At 37.0% G+C, this 19236-nt stretch carries 19 protein-coding genes; 8 read left to right on the top strand and 11 right to left on the bottom strand.

The window, feature by feature from the left end; all coding sequences use genetic code 11:
• Nucleotides 1–94 precede the first annotated feature (94 nt).
• Nucleotides 95–1858, top strand: a complete 1764-nt coding sequence (locus QNI15_RS16305) for a tetratricopeptide repeat protein (RefSeq protein WP_313996917.1) — start codon at nucleotides 95–97, stop codon at nucleotides 1856–1858.
• A gap of 9 nt (nucleotides 1859–1867) precedes the next feature.
• Here QNI15_RS16305 and QNI15_RS16300 read toward each other — a convergent pair whose 3' ends face one another.
• The 4 genes from QNI15_RS16300 to QNI15_RS16285 all read right to left on the bottom strand — a co-directional run bounded on the left by QNI15_RS16300 (nucleotide 1868) and on the right by QNI15_RS16285 (nucleotide 4444).
• Nucleotides 1868–2560 (bottom strand): GDSL-type esterase/lipase family protein, encoded by a 693-nt coding sequence (locus QNI15_RS16300; protein WP_314032599.1) that lies wholly within the window; start codon nucleotides 2558–2560, stop codon nucleotides 1868–1870.
• 34 nt (nucleotides 2561–2594) lie between these two features.
• Complete coding sequence (locus tag QNI15_RS16295) at nucleotides 2595–3536, bottom strand: alpha/beta hydrolase (RefSeq protein ID WP_313996921.1); 942 nt, start codon at nucleotides 3534–3536, stop codon at nucleotides 2595–2597.
• A gap of 33 nt (nucleotides 3537–3569) precedes the next feature.
• A complete protein-coding gene (locus QNI15_RS16290) occupies nucleotides 3570–3908 on the bottom strand; it encodes a hypothetical protein (RefSeq protein WP_313996923.1) in 339 nt (112 codons plus the stop codon).
• 98 nt (nucleotides 3909–4006) lie between these two features.
• Entirely contained in the window at nucleotides 4007–4444 is a 438-nt protein-coding gene (locus QNI15_RS16285; protein WP_313996926.1) for a hotdog fold thioesterase, read from the bottom strand.
• Nucleotides 4445–4625: 181 nt separating this feature from the next.
• On the opposite strand from QNI15_RS16285, the gene QNI15_RS16280 reads away from it, so the two are divergent.
• From QNI15_RS16280 to hisIE, 3 genes are all read left to right on the top strand, one after another.
• The gene (locus QNI15_RS16280) at nucleotides 4626–5261 is read left to right on the top strand and encodes a histidine phosphatase family protein (protein WP_313996929.1); all 636 of its coding nucleotides are present in this window, start codon (nucleotides 4626–4628) and stop codon (nucleotides 5259–5261) included.
• A 113-nt stretch (nucleotides 5262–5374) separates the two neighbouring features.
• Nucleotides 5375–6130, top strand: coding sequence for an imidazole glycerol phosphate synthase subunit HisF (gene hisF / locus QNI15_RS16275; RefSeq protein ID WP_313996931.1), 756 nt, complete (start codon nucleotides 5375–5377; stop codon nucleotides 6128–6130).
• Nucleotides 6131–6174: 44 nt separating this feature from the next.
• On the top strand, nucleotides 6175–6786 hold the full coding sequence (gene hisIE, locus QNI15_RS16270; RefSeq protein WP_313996933.1) for a bifunctional phosphoribosyl-AMP cyclohydrolase/phosphoribosyl-ATP diphosphatase HisIE: 612 nt from the start codon (nucleotides 6175–6177) through the stop codon (nucleotides 6784–6786).
• 57 nt (nucleotides 6787–6843) lie between these two features.
• On the opposite strand, the gene QNI15_RS16265 is transcribed toward hisIE, so the two are convergent.
• The 3 genes from QNI15_RS16265 to QNI15_RS16255 all read right to left on the bottom strand — a co-directional run bounded on the left by QNI15_RS16265 (nucleotide 6844) and on the right by QNI15_RS16255 (nucleotide 10080).
• Complete coding sequence (locus QNI15_RS16265; protein WP_313984206.1) at nucleotides 6844–7731, bottom strand: hypothetical protein; 888 nt, start codon at nucleotides 7729–7731, stop codon at nucleotides 6844–6846.
• 17 nt (nucleotides 7732–7748) lie between these two features.
• Nucleotides 7749–8993 carry an MBOAT family O-acyltransferase gene (locus QNI15_RS16260; protein ID WP_314032598.1) on the bottom strand — a complete coding sequence of 415 codons (1245 nt, stop codon included), beginning with the start codon at nucleotides 8991–8993 and terminating at the stop codon, nucleotides 7749–7751.
• A gap of 190 nt (nucleotides 8994–9183) precedes the next feature.
• Nucleotides 9184–10080 carry a 1,4-dihydroxy-2-naphthoate polyprenyltransferase gene (locus QNI15_RS16255; protein WP_313996937.1) on the bottom strand — a complete coding sequence of 299 codons (897 nt, stop codon included), beginning with the start codon at nucleotides 10078–10080 and terminating at the stop codon, nucleotides 9184–9186.
• Between the two features lie 258 nt (nucleotides 10081–10338).
• On the opposite strand from QNI15_RS16255, the gene QNI15_RS16250 reads away from it, so the two are divergent.
• Entirely contained in the window at nucleotides 10339–10539 is a 201-nt protein-coding gene (locus QNI15_RS16250; RefSeq protein WP_313984200.1) for a hypothetical protein, read from the top strand.
• 47 nt (nucleotides 10540–10586) lie between these two features.
• On the opposite strand, the gene QNI15_RS16245 is transcribed toward QNI15_RS16250, so the two are convergent.
• From QNI15_RS16245 to argS, 3 genes are all read right to left on the bottom strand, one after another.
• The gene (locus tag QNI15_RS16245) at nucleotides 10587–11159 is read right to left on the bottom strand and encodes a glutathione peroxidase (RefSeq protein ID WP_313996938.1); all 573 of its coding nucleotides are present in this window, start codon (nucleotides 11157–11159) and stop codon (nucleotides 10587–10589) included.
• A 148-nt stretch (nucleotides 11160–11307) separates the two neighbouring features.
• A complete protein-coding gene (locus tag QNI15_RS16240) occupies nucleotides 11308–12165 on the bottom strand; it encodes a DMT family transporter (protein ID WP_314032597.1) in 858 nt (285 codons plus the stop codon).
• A gap of 68 nt (nucleotides 12166–12233) precedes the next feature.
• Nucleotides 12234–14312 (bottom strand): arginine--tRNA ligase, encoded by a 2079-nt coding sequence (argS, locus tag QNI15_RS16235; protein ID WP_314032596.1) that lies wholly within the window; start codon nucleotides 14310–14312, stop codon nucleotides 12234–12236.
• A 376-nt stretch (nucleotides 14313–14688) separates the two neighbouring features.
• Here argS and QNI15_RS16230 point away from each other — a divergent pair, with 376 nt between their 5' ends.
• Entirely contained in the window at nucleotides 14689–15873 is a 1185-nt protein-coding gene (locus tag QNI15_RS16230; protein ID WP_314032595.1) for a glycoside hydrolase family 88 protein, read from the top strand.
• Between the two features lie 136 nt (nucleotides 15874–16009).
• Complete coding sequence (locus QNI15_RS16225) at nucleotides 16010–16966, top strand: glycoside hydrolase family 43 protein (protein ID WP_314032594.1); 957 nt, start codon at nucleotides 16010–16012, stop codon at nucleotides 16964–16966.
• Between the two features lie 386 nt (nucleotides 16967–17352).
• On the opposite strand, the gene QNI15_RS16220 is transcribed toward QNI15_RS16225, so the two are convergent.
• Entirely contained in the window at nucleotides 17353–17937 is a 585-nt protein-coding gene (locus QNI15_RS16220) for an RNA polymerase sigma factor (protein ID WP_314032593.1), read from the bottom strand.
• Nucleotides 17938–18227: 290 nt separating this feature from the next.
• On the opposite strand from QNI15_RS16220, the gene QNI15_RS16215 reads away from it, so the two are divergent.
• Nucleotides 18228–19226 (top strand): FecR family protein, encoded by a 999-nt coding sequence (locus tag QNI15_RS16215; protein ID WP_314032591.1) that lies wholly within the window; start codon nucleotides 18228–18230, stop codon nucleotides 19224–19226.
• Nucleotides 19227–19236: the final 10 nt, after the last annotated feature.

The following is a 19236-nucleotide window of genomic DNA, read 5'->3' as shown; positions in this document are numbered from 1 at the left end:
GTAAAATCTAATCTGTTGGAAATCCGTATCTTAGCTTACCTTTAGCTGATTATTTACCCATACTCAGAATACTGGACAGGTTTGTCCGCTCGTTATGCTACTAAGAATCGGAATTCTATTCATTTTTTCTCTTTTTGTTTCTACCGTTTATAGTCAGAATAAAGCATCCGAAAAAGCTTATAAGAAAGCTATTTCTTATTTTAACAAGGGACAGGCCGTTGAAGGCTTTGACTACCTCCAAAAAGCACTGAAGGCTGATTCTACTCATAAAAAAGCTTTGTATGCATTGGGCTACTATCAGTTTCAGGCCCAAAAATATGATAGTGCGCGTATGGCTTTTGATCGGTTGATTGTGCACTATCCCACGGATACCAGCTTTTATCACTATAGAGCTCTTACCCGTTTATATACAGAAGATTATACAGGAGCAGAAAAAGATTTTCAGCATGTATTATCCATCGATCCCAAAGACGAAACTGCCTGGAATGATCTGGGTTATCTGTATTATCAGTGGGGAAAAGAAAAAGAAGCCAATGAAGCCCTGGACCGCTCCATTTCTGTTCGACCCAGCCGTAGTGCTTGGTACTATAAAGCTTTGTTAGCTTATGAGCAGGATGATAAAGGGAAAGCGAAAGACTATGTGCAAAAGGCTTTAGTACTTGATCCAAAATATCCCAATGCACTACGATTGAATGCTACTTTGCTGGCTGAAGATAAGAAATATCTGGAGGCTGTTAAAATCTATGAAGGATTATTACAGGCTGGAGAAATAGAAGATGAAGACTTTTTAGATTGGGGAATGATTTATTATCGGCAAAAAAAATACGAAGATGCGCTATACTACTTTGACTTGCCAGACTCTACCGATAATGCCAATCTGTTATATTATAAAGGATTGACACAATACCGTCTGAAAAAATATCCGGAAGCACTCACCTCACTGAATCAGGCTACACAGGAACTGGATAGTGAAGATGAAGAAAATGCACCAATTCTGTATGACCTCGCTATTGTAAAATTTCAGGCAGGAAGCCGTAAAGAAGCCGTAGAGGATTTTCTTCATTCTATATATCTGATGCCAGAGATTGCTCAGCAAAGAAACCAGGTGGGTGATACATTGGAACTCTTGGGGAATGCTGTATTGCTTCTTAACCGATTGTATACTCCAGGGCAGTTGGATAGTGTACGAATCATGGGTTATTATGACAGAGCGGATGCATTAGTAGAAGATGGAGATATCGGGGAAGATGCCTTACATTCCATCAATCAGGCAATAAGTTTGGATACACTTGGTTCAAATGCGTATTTCCTTCGTGCCAGGATTTATTATTTTCAGGAGAAATATGCAGAAGCTTTACGAGATATGAATAAAGTATTCCTGTTGAAGAAAAATACCCTAAAAAGTTACGAACATTATTGGCGGGGTTTGGTTTATAGTGCAATGGATGCTTTTGACAATGCGCTGACAGATTATAATAAGGCTATCCAGCTGGAACCAAACGAGTCTACCTATTATGCAGACCGTGCATTGGTTTTGTCAGCGATAGGAGAAACTTCAAGTGCGCTTCAGGATATAAATCAGGCAATGCAATTGGAAAAGGAGAATGATCATACATATTTAATCCTCATACGGGCTAGTTTGCTGAATGATGAAGGACAATACGAACAAGCTATCAAGGACTGTGATACTGTCATTACGGCTCAGCCAGAGAATGCGCTGGCTTATTGTATGAGAGGGTTTGCGCACAAAGGGCTGAGACAAACTCCCAAAGCCCTGGCTGATTTTACCAAAGCTTTATCGCTGGAACCTGACATGGAGGAGGCAAAGGCTGGACTGGAAGATCTGGATGGACAATAAGCTAAGAATTTATTTCAGAGTGGCATCTAGTTTATCTTTAATCGCCTTTGTCCAGATTTTATATCCTTCCCAATTCTGATGCAGTTGATCTTCTGCAAACAAACTGGCATTGGGTTTTCCATCTGCACCTAAATAAAGTGAGGCTGTTTCGATGAAATAGGTATTTGGTCTGGATTGGCAAAATTGTTTTGCCATATCATTTACTTTCTGAATTTTCGGCCATTCCGTCCAGCGACTATTGGTAGGGGTAATTTCTATAAAGTAGATGGGTTTGTCAGGAAACTTATTTCGTATCGTGTGATGAATATACGTAAATAGATTTAGTACCTCTTCAGGTGTTTTATCTGTTATTTTTCCCGAAATATCATTGGCAACAAAAACAACCACTGCTCTGAACTGATGAGGATACACTATTCGTTTGATATAATATGCAACATCTGACATGGTTGAACCTCCAAATCCACGTTGAATTACCGGATAAGGTGCCATATCCTTTTCTATAGTCTTCCAGAGTCGTATACTTGAACTTCCGGTAAACAGGATAGCATTCTCCGCATATTTTTCGGTTGTGTCCAGTTTCTCAAACTCCTGAATATCCTTTTCCCAACGGATCGCTGTAAGTTCATACTTTTTTAATGGGGAGGAACATTGAAAAAGTATAATTGAGGTCAGCAAAAGAAAATAGAAGTGTCGTAATCGCATATCGGATTTCATTTCTATGTATAGGAAGAGTGTATCAGGATGGTAAAAAGGATTTAATATCCTGTACCCATTCTTTTTTGTATTGTTTAAGATAATTATCGTGTCCTGCTAATGGATAGGTTCTTAATGTTTTCTGTCCCTGTAAGTTAGCAAATATATCATTAATCTCCTGTCGGCTTACATTGGCATCTTTTTCTCCGTATAGAAGTAGAGTAGGGCAATGTATGTTTTTTGCATATTTCGTTGGATTGTGTCCAAATGCCCAGAATCCATTCTGCATACCTCCCCAAAATACAAGTAGACCTGCCATTGGAAAGGGTGGAACATGCATATTGTGAAAACGTGCGGCTGTAGTCTCATACATTGATCCAAACGGACATTCCAGAATGATTCCTTTAGGCTGTAATGAAAAGTCATAAAAGGCTTTCATAATAGCTACTGCACCCATCGAGGTGCCAAACAAATAAATATTTTTCTCACCCTGATTTTGAATGTACTTTACACTTTCATATACATCGGCTGCTTCATCAAAGCCAATGGTTGTCTGACTACCTGCCGAACCACCGGAGCCTCTGAAGTCTAGTAGAAAGACGCTGTAGCCTAACCTCATAAATTCACTGGCCTTGTCAAGTAGCAGGGATTTAGCTCCGGAATATCCGTGAAACAGAAGAACTGTTCCTTTGGATTTTGTTATCGGAATGTACCATCCTTCCAAAGGAACCGTACTTTTTAGCTGAACAGTCTGATAGTGTAAAGGAGGATGTACCTGGTTTTGAGGTCGTGGATTATCTACTCCAAAGGCCAGTGCATTGAGTTTTTCTGTAACTGATAACTTGCTGGGATCTTTGGTTTTAACAACTGCCCTGTCTGTGAAATGGGTGAATTTATAGGCGTGAATAAAGGCAACCAGATTCATACCTGCAAACACAAATAGAATTGCCCAAAGATACTTTTTAGTAGTTTTCCTGCGGATCATATAGAACCGATGTCTTTTTGATTACTGTTCATACTATTTTGTAGATGCTTTTTTCCACAGATAACCCGTCCATGCAGATAATCCTCCAACCAATCCTCCGATCAAAGCTGTAACTATGAGTAATAGGGCTGAGTATTTAACGAAAAGCATTTCGGCGATTTTTGCTGACAAGATACTGTCATTCTGGATATCTGTAATAAAAGCCACGCCTAACCACAGAATAAAGATAGCTGCAAATCCTGCCAGAAAGGATTGTCGGGCTGAATTACCTTTCCAGAGTGTAAAGGCAAAAGCAACAGGAGCAATAATCCACCATGGAAGAAAAAGTTGGAGTAGGAGTGACGCAATCAGAATAAGTACAAACAGAATCATGACAGGTTGAGTATAGTGACGCAGATGCTAAAATACAAGCTTCTTCCTGAAGATAAAAAATAATATATCTACTGCTTTGCATAAAGTACAGATAGCATTTACTTTTTGTCTTTTATGGCTACTGTTAGTCGACTCACACACACCAGTTGATCTTTTTCATTGGTGATACGAATATCCCAAACATGAGTGCTACGTCCAATGTGTATAGGAGTTGTTTTGCCGTACACAAATCCTTCAGATACTGAACGTACGTGGTTGGCATTGATTTCCAGACCTACCGCATATTGTTTGGTGGTATCCAGACAACAGTTAGCCGCTATGCTTCCCAATGTCTCTGCCAGTACAACAGAAGCACCTCCATGTAACAATCCCAGAGGTTGATGAGTCCGAAAGTCAACCGGCATTTTAGCAATGATGTGGTCAGCACCAATCTCTGTAAATTCAATACCCAAATGAGAAGACATGGTTTTTGCTCCCATTTGATTGAGGAACTCTATAGTAAGCTGAGAGGGAAATAGATTAGAGGGAGACTGCATGGTGTATTGGTTTTAATATTTGATAGTCAGTATTTTATGATATGATTTATTGAATATTGGCAATGCCTGTGAACACAAGTTTACAGACATATTTGTTAGATCTGAACACAATTTTATTTTTTTCAGAAAAAAGTGTAATTTCGCTGTCAAAATAAGCGAAAAGTAGTACAAAACCAATCCATTGAAAACCAAAGAAATATACTTGATCAGGCACGGTGAAACCGATTATAACCGGAAAGGCATCGTGCAAGGTAGTGGAGTAGATACTGATTTGAACGATTTAGGCCGTAGCCAGGCTCAGGCGTTTTTTGAAAAATATCAACACATTCCCTTTAAGAAGGTTTATACTTCTGTCTTAAAACGTGCCATTCAATCAGTATCCGGATTTCTTTCTTTGGGGCTTCCTCATGAAAAATATGCAGGACTGAACGAGATTTCCTGGGGACACCGGGAAGGGCAGCGAATCACTCCGGAAGAAGATGCCTATTATCATTCTGTTCTGGCCGCATGGGCTGATGGAGAAGATTATCTGCGGATTGATGGAGGGGAAAGCCCTGCAGATGTACAAGCTCGCCAAAAACCTGTTATTGATACCATTATTTCCCGTCCTGAAGAAGATGTTATTCTGGTATGTATGCATGGCCGTGCTATACGTATATTGTTAAGCCTTTTAGCTGAAACCCCCTTGAGAGACATGGATCAGTATGAACATACCAATCTGTGTTTATACAAACTGGAATACGATGGTAAAAAATTTACGATTGTTGCCCATAACGATATTCAGCATTTACATAAGCTGACACATTTAATGCATTGATCTATACAGAGTAAATAGGCAGATGACTATATGAGTAAAATGAAAACAATCTTTTGAAAGTAGGATCTGTTATATTTACTCCGTTTTTCAGTATTCATCTAGTCTTTTTTACTTTGCTTACCAAACGCATTATTCCCTGTCTTGATATCAAAGATGGTCGCACTGTCAAAGGGACCAACTTTGTGAATCTTCGCGATGCGGGTGATCCCGTAGAACTTGCTCAACGTTATGCCCAAGAGGGAGCCGATGAACTGGTATTTCTGGATATTACGGCTACAGTAGACAACCGTAAAACATTAGTTGATCTGGTAACACGGGTAGCTGCTGTTGTAGATATTCCGTTTACAGTAGGGGGAGGCATTGGTTCTATTGCTGATGTATCAGCTTTGTTGCAGGCTGGTGCTGATAAAGTTTCTATTAATTCGGCTGCTGTTCGTAATCCTACCCTTGTAGATGAACTATCAAGAGAATTCGGAAGCCAATGCATTGTAGTTGCCATTGATACTCGTAATGTAGATGGTGAAGAGATTGTTCATACGCATGGAGGACGTAAGCCTACCGATAAATCTACCATTCCCTGGGCAAAAGAAGTAGAATCCAGAGGGGCTGGCGAGATTCTGCTTACCTCTATGGATACCGATGGCACCAAAGCCGGATTTGCCTTGGAGGTTACTCGTATCCTTTCAGAAGGCCTTCCCATTCCTGTAATTGCTTCGGGTGGTGCAGGTACAATGGAACATTTTAAAGATGTATTTACTGTAGGAAAAGCAGATGCTGCACTTGCTGCCAGTATCTTCCACTTTCAGGAGATTGAAATCCCTGTTCTAAAACACTATCTACAGTCTGCTGGAATCACGATGAGACTGTAGGTAGACTATTTCCAGAATTTATTCAAACCACTGATTTACTTTATATGACTATAAATTTTGATAAACAGAATGGATTAGTACCTGTAGTTGTGCAGGATTCTGTGACACAAAAAGTTCTGATGCTGGGATATATGAACCAGGAGGCATACGAAAAAACGGTTCAGGAGAAAGTGGTAACCTTTTTCAGTCGCAGCAAAAACAGGCTTTGGACCAAAGGAGAAACATCAGGGCATTTTCTGCATGTCAATGAGATCAAAATTGACTGTGATCAGGATACAATTTTAATTCAGGCAACGCCTGACGGACCTACCTGTCACACAGGGGCAGATACGTGCTTTAACGAAGAAAATAAACAGAAAGGATTGTTTCTCAATCAACTTCAATCCATTATCCGGCAGCGCAAAGGGACCTCTCCTGAAGAATCCTATACTGCCAAGTTGTTTGCCAGAGGAATTAATAAAATAGCACAGAAAGTAGGAGAGGAAGCTGTAGAGATTGTGATTGAGGCAAAAGATGATAATATAGATCTATTTAAAAATGAGGCAGCCGATTTACTATTTCATTTTTTGGTATTACTGGAAGCTAAAAATGTAGATCTGGATGATGTAGTGGATGTATTACAGCAAAGACATGTGCTAAGAAGTAAAATAGCGTAAATAACTAAGGTAATTCAATTGGGAAATCTGTAAGGCTACATCATAGGAATGGGCTTATTACAGGTTTTTTTGTCTTATTATATTTTCAGCTTCAGAGCGAAAATATAATGTGTATTTTATTGCTTCTTTATTTGTTAAATGAACTCCATCCGTTGTTTTATACTCTGAGCAAGAAGGAGTGGAAATATATGTGTAGTTTTTGTTGGGAAAATATTTTTGAAAGTTTTGACGAATGATTGTTGCTTTTGGTAAATTACATAAGCTTTGATTAACAGGCATTTCGAAGAAGGTGATTTTTGTGCCTTTTGATTCCAAGTACTTAATTGTTTTCTGTAATAATGTAAATCGGTCTTCTATTAATATAGTGTCAGGAGAGATAGAATATTGGGTGATTTGATTGTTTAACATTGTTTGAAATAGATCTTTATTGCTATTTACTTTGCTTGCTTTCATACTACCTGTAAAGGATTTGATTTTAAAAAGAACTTTTTTTGTCAGTTTCTGATTAACATAGACGCCTGCAATTCCAACAGGTTGTTTGTCATCTCTTAATGATGAAAATATTTTTTTACTATAAAATGAAATTGGAGAAAATAAAGATGTTTCAAATTGATCATCTTTGGGTCGTAGTGCAACATTCATTTCAATAAAGACATTTTTAGGTAGGATATCTTTATGTAATACGAGATTTAGACCATCAAAAATACTAAGTCCAGAAAAAGCTATATTCGTAAGGTTTGGAATACTATCCATAATGAGTCTGTTAGAAAGGGAGGAGCCTATAATAACATTCTCAGAATTCTTCTTGTTGTATAAATAGTTTTGAGCTTTTACAATATTATCCTGCCATTGATGTTGAGAGGTATAAAAAGATTTAAAAAAATCAATACCTATCATATAGATAGCTAAGAGAAGAGTTGTTGTAAATAATATTTTACTTAACATACAATAATCAATAATGGCTAAAATTGAAAATAGATAAAAGATCCAGGCGATCCGCTATTTGTTAGTATTAGGAATAACAGAATACTATATATAATGAAGTCGTATTTAATCTGTTTTATAGAGAAGCGTTCCTTCACTAGGTAAAATAAGTGATAAAGAATTACTGGTAGGGAGTATAGAACAATATAGGTAACTAATGGCGGATTGTCTGCAAATGAATAATTGTTGTATACGCTTTGTAGAAATGCTATTACATGTTCAATTTTAGGCAGTTTAAAAAGTAGCCAGGCTAATGTTACAAAACTGAACACGAAAATCCCACTGAAAAGAGAGACTATCGGATTGGACTTCGTAGGAATATAATCTTTATACAATCTTTCAACAGCTAAGGCAGTTCCATGGAAAAGTCCCCAGATTGCATAACTCCAGGCTGCACCGTGCCATAATCCTCCCAATGTCATTGTAATAAGAAGATTAACATATGTGCGTACTTTGCCCTTTCTATTACCCCCTAAAGGTATATATAGATATTCTTTGAGAAATGATGATAATGATATATGCCATCTACGCCAGAACTCAGAAAATGAGGTAGATATATAAGGAAAGTTGAAATTTTCAATGAAGTTATAACCAAAAAGCTTAGCCATTCCAATTGCAATAATCGAATATCCCGCAAAATCTGCAAATATCTGGCAGCTATATCCAAAGAGCATAAATATGAGGCTAATTGAGGAAAAGCTTTGAAAATAAGGATATTGCATCCAAAATGTAAAGTCCTTAAGATTGTCTGCTACTACCATTTTTAAAAAATATCCGAGAATTAGATTTTTTACACAAGCATTCCAATTTATTGTTCCTACTTTTTTCTCTGATATTTGTGGTAAGAACTCATGAGCTTTTAGTATGGGACCTGATATTAAATGTGGAAAGAACGAGATGAAAAATATTGTTCGTTTTGCATGATTAGCCAATGAGTAATGATTGGAATCTCTAAAATATTGTTCTTTATAAACATCAACAACTAGGCTAATACCCTCAAATGTAAAAAAAGAAATACCGATTGGAAGTGGAATTGTCAATAAAAAATGACCGATAGAATCATTGGTATTCAGAAAAGTAGATGCAAAAAGAGGACTGTATTTGAAAAAGGCAAGTATTATAAGATTAAATATAACCCCTGTTGTTGCTATTGTTTTACGCCTCTGAGGTATTCCATAAATAACATAGTAACTGGTTACTATATTTATGGTTGCAGAAAACAATAATAAGGAAAGCAGTACTGGTTGTTCGTAAGAGTAAAATATAAGGCTTGAAATAATAAGTATAGTAACCTGATATCTGGAAAAAATTGGGAGATAATATAAAATAAAAGTAATAAATAAGAGTATAAAAAAACTGCTACTGGTAAATAACATGAGTGTAGATCTAAATTAATCTGTAAAATATTCCTGTTTAGAGTAATTGGCCAATACCAAATAAAATTACAAAGAGTAATGTTGTCAAAGCCATTTGTTTCAGATAAGGATCTATATGACTGTCTTTAGATACTCCTCGGCCAATTTTAATAAGAAGAGGAGTGACAAGGAGAAATAAAAACTGCCATGGGCTATGGTAAGTCGCTATAACATATATGATGGCACATAGCATAGCCAGAGATAATAATAACCAGTGATAAATAACTGCCTTACTACGTCCAATACGAACAGGGATTGAAAACTTGCCTGCATTACGATCTGATTCAATATCCCTGATATTGTTTACATTCAATACACCTACTGAAAGAAAACCCGTTGCTGTGGCAGGTAGCAGATTAATCCAATCGATTGTGTGTGTGTATAAATAAAACGTACCTAACGTAGCTACATACCCAAAGAAAATCAAAACGGAGATATCACCCAATCCTGCATAACCGTAAGGTTTTTTACCAGCTGTATAGGTAATTGCGGCAATAATAGATAAAATACCTAGTCCAAAGAAGGTTACGAAGGTTTGTACCAGTGCATCTTTAAGAGCTACATAGAGAAGCCCAAGCCCTGTAAGAAGTGAGAGTACCGAGAATAAAATTACTGCATTACGCATGGCGTGGGATGAAATATGACCTGCCTGCACTGCCCGCAGGGGACCTTTCCGTTCTACACTATCCGCTCCATGAATAGAGTCACCGTAGTCGTTCGCAAGATTAGATAATACCTGAAGCAGTATGGTAGTCAATGCACATAAACCAAATACGACTCCATTAAACTGATGAACAGATGCTGCCAGAAAACTTCCCATTCCGATACTTGCCAGGGCTAAGGGAAGTGTACGTAAACGAAAAGCTGAAACCCAGGTACTTAATGATGCTGCCACGACTATATAAAGTTGAAAATATATTCTACAAAAAGTTACTGAAGGAGGGCTTTGTATTAAATATTTACCTCCTGTATAAGAATGCAAATTTGGGGACTTTTTTATCCGGATACAAATATTGCAGAATAGATACTGGAAACAATAGATGCTTGATAACTATATGTAATTGATTCTCTGGGATTAAGCTGATTTTTGAATGATTAGGTTACTTATTTGTACTTTTCTCATTAACAATATACCTGTTAAATACTATTCACTATGATCGAGCTCCTTGTCTTATGTGTGCTGTATGTTGTTATCTGGGGAATTCTGATTCCTGTACTGAAATACACCTGTGTGGGACTTCTGTATGTTTTGTTGGTTGGTGTATTTGTCTATGAAACCATCACCAAGAAAGATTGTACCTGGTTCAAAGAAAAGAGTTTAAGATTGTTTTATAAGTTGCGTTATCGAGCATAAAAAAACCTCCTGATAAGGGAGGTTTTCTTTTATAAAGTTGATTCTTTCTATGCACCTATGGCAGATAATAAATCCTTATCCAGAGGTTCTACTTTAGATGGATAAAATTTAACCAATTCACCGTTTTCATTGATCAGATATTTACAGAAGTTCCAGCTTGGAGCCTGATCATTCCAGCCATTCAAATCTTTTTTAGAAAGCCACTGATACAAAGGATGCTGGTCTTCTCCAGTTACAGAGATTTTTTCAAACATCTGAAATTTAACACCATAATTCTTTTTGCAGAACTCCTGAATTTCTCCATTTGAACCTGGTTCCTGTCCTCCAAAGTTATTGGCAGGAAAGCCAAGGATTACTACTTTGTCGCCATATTTTTCATGCAATTGCTCTAACGCTTCATATTGTTTGGTAAAACCACATTTCGAAGCTGTGTTCACAATCAATAACTTCTTGCCTTTATATTTTTTGAAGTCAATTTCTTTGCCATCAATGGCTTTCATCTTGAAATCATAAAATGATTTGGCTGGAGCCGATGCTGCCTCTGGGCGGGATTTTTGCTCCGTAAACATAAAACAGGAAGATAATGTGATAAATGTGACTACTAAAAGAAGTGCTTTCATAAGTGTTTTTGATTTTAGAGTAAGTAGGTATATAACTTATAAGTAATCAAAAGGTTTCGTGGAGAGGCTTCGTTTGCAAAATAATACTTTTTTTGTAAGAAAAGTTTCTTATTGTAGACTGCTTATTACTAATCTTTTCAATAGTCCATCAGGATTTCTTTTTCCAGGCAATAGACAAACCCAAAATAACCAAGCCTGTTCCTATAAAAGTATATATCGTAATGGGTTCGTTAAGCAGCCAAGAAGCATATACAAAACCAAAAATAGGACATAGGAATAGCCATAAAGAAGCTTTGACAGGATCTACTCTAAGTAGATAAAGCCATAGCTGAACGGCGCCAATTGAAACTACCACTGCCAGCCAGGCAATAGAACCCCAGAATGCTGTGTTATATTGATTGGTTGACCAGTTGGTCACTAGTAAGGTTACAGGTAATATCCACAAACCTCCAAATAAGACCTGCCAACCATTAATGGCAATGAGTGAAAGACTCCATTGGCGGCTGGAATAATAGATGGTTCCAATGGCATAAGAGAGCATACTTACAGCCAAAATCACAATTCCTTCCCACCGGGCATAGCTATTCTGTAGTAATGGATAGACAGCACACGATACACCTATCATTCCCAACAGCAATCCGAGGGCTTCTTGCCAGCGAATAGGTCGACGTAGCCATAAAGCAGACAGTATGCTGATTAATAATGGACTTGTTGCTGTAGATAGACTACCAATTCCGGCTGAGGCATACTGCATAGCCCATGAAAAACAGCCCAGGTAAATCGCTACATTGAGAAGACCATAGATGGCGAGTTGTTTCCATTCACGAGTGGTTGGTAACTTGTTTTTCTGGATACCATAGGCAATGGATAATAGGAGTGCTCCTGCCAAAAAAAAACGCACATTGCTTAAAAACAGAGGATGTACTGACTGAATACCAAATTTAGTTGCAGCAGAAGCAGATGCCCACAGTGCTGCAAAAAGAAGACCTGCAAAAAGATTTTTCATAGCGTGTATGGAATGCTCCACAAGAGTTGAGTCTCTTGTGGAGATTTGTAGGTATCCAGCTTTCGTAACTACATACGGTCTGGCACCTGAATACCCAGAAGATTCATACCTTTCTTAATTACTTTACCTACTTCCGCAGACAAAGCTACCCGAAAACTCATTTGTTCTGGAGTATCGGCTTGGAAAATAGATAATTCTGTATAGAAACGACTATATTCTTTAGTCAAATCATATATATAATTTGCAATTAAAGAAGGTGCGTATTCTTTACCTGCTTTCTCTATAACAATAGGAAATTCATTTAACAACGCAACTACAGTTTTTTCAGCTTCATGTAATTGATTTAGTTGAGAAATATCTGCCAAAGGTTCTAGTTCTTTTGCTTTACGAAGAATTGATGAAATACGTGCATGGTTAAATTGGATAAAAGTTGCAGTATTTCCTTGTAAATCAATAGATTTTTCTGGATTAAACAGCATCCTTTTTACTGGATCTACCTTTAGTAGAAAATATTTCAATGCACCAATCCCTAACATGTTAAATAACTGATTTCTTTCTTCTTCTGGAAACTCCGCTACTTTACTTAATGCTTCAGAACGCTTTTCTGCCGTTTCTACCATCTCATTCATTAGATCATCTGCATCCACTACTGTTCCTTCGCGTGACTTCATTTTACCTGAAGGCAGATCTACCATCCCATAAGAAAGATGATATAATCCTTCCGAATAAGGGCGACCTAATTTCTGTAAAATGGAGAATAATACTTTGAAGTGATAGTCTTGTTCGTTTCCTACTACATATACAGACTTGTTCATTGGGAAATCGGCATGTTTTAGATCTGCTAATCCCAAGTCTTGAGTTATGTATACAGATGTTCCATCACCGCGTAGCAGAAGTTTTTCATCCAAACCAACATCTGTCAGATCAATCCATACAGAACCATTTTCTTTCTTGAAGAAAATTCCTTTCTCTAGTCCTTCATTTACAATCTCTTTCCCTAGAAGATATGTATTTGACTCATAATAAAACTTATCAAAATCAACTCCCATACGCTTATAGGTGACATCAAACCCAACATATACCCAACCATTCATTTTTTTCCATAAAGCAACTGTTTCCGGATCTCCCTGTTCCCACTTCAAAAGCATTTGCTGAGCTTCTTTCATTATCTCAGTTTTATTTTGAGCTATTCCCTTTATCTCATCCTTCGCATCATTTATTTCTCCTTCCAATTTATTGATTTTCCGAAAAGTAGCTAACAGCTCCTTTTCGGCACCTTTCAGACCTTCAATAGTTTCTAGTTCTTTGATTATAGATGAGGTTTTTTCTACTCCGGCTTCCCATTCTGTTAGCAGTTCTGCAAACTCAGTATTTAATTGAGTCTTATCAATTTTTGCTTTTAGAGGAGGAACAAATCCTTCTAATTTCTCAATTTTCTCCAGTGATTTCTTTATAACTGTCTGTTCCGCTTCACTATAAGATGTAAATGTTTGATTATATGCTTCCTGTAAAAATGGCTGGGTTTGATTTTTAAGTTGTTTATCAAACTCAACATAGTATTTCCCAACTAGTTTATCTCCTTTCGTATTAGAGCTTTCTGGTGTTTCACCATTGCCAAACTTCTGATAGGCTAACATGGACTTACAAATATGAATCCCTCTGTCATTGACAATGTTGGTCTTCATTACTTCGTATCCGTTCGCTTTCAGGATCTGAGCAATAGAATAACCCAAAAAGTTATTACGCAAATGTCCCAAGTGTAATGGCTTGTTTGTATTCGGAGACGAATACTCTACCATTACCTTCTGTCCATTAGCAGGTTGAAATCCATAAGATGTATTTGCCTGTATAGATTTAAATAACTCAATCCATACCGCATCGGATAGTACCAGGTTCAGAAAACCTTGTACTACATTGAAGCGGCTTACTGCAGTTCCTTTCTGCTGAAGATAGTCACCCAGTTGCTGACCCACTTCTACTGGGCTTTTTCGGACTTGTTTGGCAATTTGAAAGGTGACAAATGTATGTGAACCTTCAAAGTCTTTCCGAGTTGCCTGAAGCAATACTTCTTCGGAAGGGACCTGAATGGAAAAAAGCTCACTGAGAGCCTGGCTAATCTGTGTTTGTAAGGTTTGTTCGAGAGTCATGTCTGTTACTTTTCGAATCTCATACTCTACGAAGTGTTTCTGGAGTATGTACTAAATCGGAATAGTGTGTTTACAAAGTCCTTTGATTAAGCAAAGGACCTATTTGGAGTGCAAAGATGATAATTTTATATGGATTTATCATGTAGTTGGGCTCTCTGTGACAAAAAATGGGCATATGATTGGATATTATACCATGATCTTACACAACCTTTGGTAAAAGATAGGACCCAATGGCTATACCTATTAGTAGAAATGTCCTGTAATTTGTTTTAAAAATTGTATTAGTTTGGGCGCAGTAGCCCGTTTTTAGTAATATTGTTTGATTGATTTCTTCTTACTCTACGTTTAGTAATCCCTTACAACTTTGCCAATCTCTATGAAAAAACTTTTAGTGGTCGTATACCTGTTTTGCTTGATTCAGTTTGTCGCTGGTCAAAATGCTGTCGATGTTAAAAAACAATTTACGCTGGCTGCTCAGCAATATGAGTTGTTATTAAAAAGCCACCCTGATATTACTAAGTTCCCCCAGTCGTCCAATGCTGATGGCTCACCTCGGGATATGGCTTCTTCCTGGTGGTGTAGCGGATTCTTTGGAGGCTCTCTCTGGTATTTATATGAATACACAAAAGATCCCAAATGGAAAGATGCTGCTCACAAATGGTCGATGGCTGTAGAGAAAGAGAAAAATAACACAACTACTCATGACTTAGGATTTATGTTGTATTGCCCCTTTGGAAATGGCTACCGACTGACTAAAAATGAAACATACAAAGACATCATGCTGACTGGAGCCAAATCGCTGGCAACCCGTTTCCATCCGGAATATGGTGTGATTAAGTCTTGGGAGAAGTTTGCCAATTATGATTATCCAGTCATTATTGATAATATGATGAATCTGGAGTTCCTTTTCTGGGCTGCGAAAGAATCTGGTAATAAAGAGTTTTATAACATATGTCTTTCACATGCAGATAGTACTATTAAAAACCATTACCGGAAAGATAATAGCAGCTACCATGTAGTATGTTACGACAAAGGAGGAAAAGTACTGGCTAAAAAAACGGCTCAGGGTTATGCAGATGAGTCTGCCTGGGGACGTGGACAATCATGGGGATTGTATGGATATGTGGTCATGTATAGAGAGACCAAAAATCCGGTTTATCTGAAAGAAGCGGAAAATATTGCTGACTTTATTCTCAATCATCCAAACCTGCCAAAAGATAAGGTTCCTTACTGGGATTATAATGCTCCCAATATCCCAAATGAAGAACGGGATGCGTCTGCGGCTGCCATTGCTTCTTCTGCGTTGTTTGAACTGGCAGAGTATTCCAAAAAAGGAGATATATATGTAAAAAATGCCATAGAAATGCTGAAAAGTCTGTCTTCTCCTGCTTATCTGGCTCCTATAGGGAAGAACAACAACTTCATTTTGATGCATAGTGTAGGACATAAACCACAACACAGTGAGGTAGATGTACCATTAGTATATGCCGATTATTATTATCTGGAAGGTTTATTACGATATAATGCATGGCTTCAGAAGAAGAAAGGTAAAAAGTCATAATCAGCTTGTTAGCTAATCGAGTAAAATAAATCCGGATGAGAAGCATTACTTCTTATCCGGATTGTTCCATATTGCATATTGTGTGTATATGACACAAATCTATTTTGATCGACCATTTTGATTCTATTGCTTATCAATGACTATCTTTTCAAATCGACTCTTTTTATTTTTGAGTATTTTGTTTCTGCACATTCAATATAGTAATGCACAGAATGAAGTCTATTTGTTTTCCTATTTTGTTGATAACGGACAAGATGGATTACACTTTGCCTATAGCCAGGATGGACTAACGTGGCAAAAGTTAAATGATGGCAAATCATTTCTACAACCGACTGTAGGAAAAGACAAACTTATGCGTGATCCCTGTATTGCTCAGGGAGCAGATGGTACCTATCATATGGTATGGACAAGTGGATGGAATGATCAGATTATCGGGTATGCATCTTCCAAAGATCTGATGCATTGGTCTGAACAGAAAGCAATTCCTGTTATGGAACACGAGCCCACAGCTAAAAACAGCTGGGCTCCTGAAGTATTTTATGATAAAAAAACTAAGCAGTTTCTCATTTTCTGGGCTACAACCATTCCTGGTCGGCATTCAGATATAGCAGATTCTGAAAATGAAAAAGGTTTAAATCATCGGATTTATTATGTGACCACAAAAGATTTTAAAACCTTCAGTAAAACCGAAATGTTTTTCAATCCAGACTTTAGTGCAATTGATGCCACAATCTTCCAGAAAGGCAAATGGTACTACATGTTTGTCAAGAATGAAAACCCCAATCCTCCTCAGAAAAATATCCGCATCACCCGTTCCCGAAATGCAGCTGGACCTTATCCAGTAGAAGTGTCAGGACCGATTACAGGTAAATATTGGGCTGAAGGCCCTTCCCCCTTACAAGTAGGAGAGTATACGTATTTGTATTTTGATAAATATACACAACATGTTTATGGGGCTGTTAGATCAACAGATATGGAAAACTGGGAGGATGTATCTGATAAAGTTAAATTTCCTGAAGGTGTACGTCATGGTACTATGTTTACAGTGACTAAGTCTACTTTTGACCAGATGAATGCTTCTATTACTAAATAGGAACTTTATTTTATAAGAGGGATCAATCTCAGTCAGATAGAAGAAAAGGCCTAAGCTATTCAAATGTTAAGGCAAGGAAGTTACTGCAAATTATTTTTTAGTAAGTACAGGATTGTATCACTCATTAGCTGAAAGATTGCTTTTTAATCACAATAGTTTTGTTTCCGTGCATTATTCACCATAATTTCTATTTTGACCAGAACTCCGATTACTTTTCCTATTACGCTTTATTCACGGCAAAATATTTTTCAAACTGAATTCTCGGCAAAACATTTGACAGTTATAGACTATGCACACAAGATTTGTCTAACATCAGTTGTAGGGAAAGAATAGTCAATCGCATTCATTGAGCAATTGTTTTAGTGTTTTTAACTTTAAACAATTGCTCAGGCGAGTTCAGAGTGTAACTTGAAATTGTATAATAATGAAGATAAAGACTCTAAAGAACGATAAATTAATGCACGGGTAGATTTTACTTTACCTATTTGCATAATATCCGTAATCTCTTGGTAACTGAGATTTTCGTAAAAGTAAAGGATAACAGCTTCTCGTTGTTTAATAGGTAATTTATTAAATGCATTTTCTATAGTATGCTTTGTTTCCAGATTAAAATATTCAACAAAAGCTTCATTTTGAACCAGAAACTCTACTCCAAATCCATTGCCTTCTTCAATATCATCCAAATGCGAATGCTTTCCGTTTTTTTTAATGGCTCTGGTTAGTTTATTACGGACGCAAGCTAAAAGATAAAATTTTATAGATGTTGTTGATCCAAGGTTTTTACGGTTTTGAATTAATTCACAGAATAAATCCTGTATACAATCTCTTACCAGTTCACCATTGGAGGTGAACTGCCGACCATAGGTATATAATTTACCCACATATTGACTATATATAGTAGTCAATGCTTCATTACTGCCCATTCTAAACTCTTTCCAGAGTTGCTCCTCATCGTGTAAAGGTATTATCATATGCAGTAGGATTGTGTCATTTTTACACATTTTTGTGTATAAAAAATAGCCGAAAAGGCTTACTACAAACCTATAGAATATTTTTTAAAAAAACTATGAATAGTCCTAAAAAAATAAATCCCTAGCTGACCGAAGCTATGTAAATAGTTTTATTTCACCTTGTTAAAGGTCAAATTATTGAACTAGAAATACCCTAAATAAAATTATTTCCTTATACGATAAAATTTTTTTGAGTTTTGGTATGGGCATTTGAACACCTTGTGTCTTTCTATATATGAAACCGAGAAACTATGTATGTAAATCAGCTAAAAATTGACGAGTTGCTTGTTGATGAATCTTTTATTAAGTGGATAAAAAATCCGGATGAACAAACGACTGTTTTTTGGGAGCAATGGTGTTTGATGCACCCCGAATATGAGAAAGAAGTATCAATTGCCAGAAATATAGTTAGTGGAATAACCTATGAGAAAACCTATGAACTGACAAAGTATGAATCAGATACTATGCTGGCCAATATTCTTCAGTTTGAGAGGCAAATGAGAATACCAGAAGCTTCAGAAGACAAAGAAAATAATAATATCTTAAGATTTAGACCTTCTATTTGGGTAGCTGCAGCTTCTATAGTAATTCTGATTGGTTCTGGAGTGAGTTGGTGGATGTGGTCTATAAGAGATTTGCAGGAACTGACCAGCAAGATTCAGCAAAAGAAAGTACGATTACCTGATGGTTCTGTAGTCACAATGAACTCTCAAAGTAAGCTGATCTATCCAGCTCGATTCTGGGGAAAGAGACGAGAAGTAAAGCTTGAAGGTGAGGCTTTTTTTGAAGTGAAAAAAGATGCAGAACATCCTTTTATTATTCATACAAACCATACAGAAACTACCGTATTAGGAACCTCCTTTAATGTGAGGGCAAGAAAGAATGAATATTCAGTGGCCGTGATGACAGGTAAAGTGCAGTTTCGAAGTAAACAACAAAAAGCTATTCTACTACCAGGGGAGATTGGTATGGCAGAGAATACGATTCGGAAAACCTCTTTTAATCCCAAGAAGGTAATTGGCTGGAAAGATGGAATTCTACTTTTTGAACAGGATAATTTTGAATATGTATTCAAAACCCTTGAAGAACGATATGGTGTACATATAGTTGTAGCACCTAATACTTTACTGAAGGGGCGTTACAGTGGAGAGTTTAAAAATGAAAGTCTGGAAAATGTATTGACAGGAATTGCTTTTACTTCTCGCTTTCAGTTCAGGATTGATAAAGATAAAGTCATTATTTCTAATTAAACCCTAGTTT

It is taken from the genome of Xanthocytophaga flava (assembly GCF_030068545.1).
Lineage (GTDB): Bacteria > Bacteroidota > Bacteroidia > Cytophagales > 172606-1 > Xanthocytophaga > Xanthocytophaga flava.
Note: the sequence above shows the minus strand (reverse complement) of the source record. Positions and strands in the feature narration are given on the sequence as shown.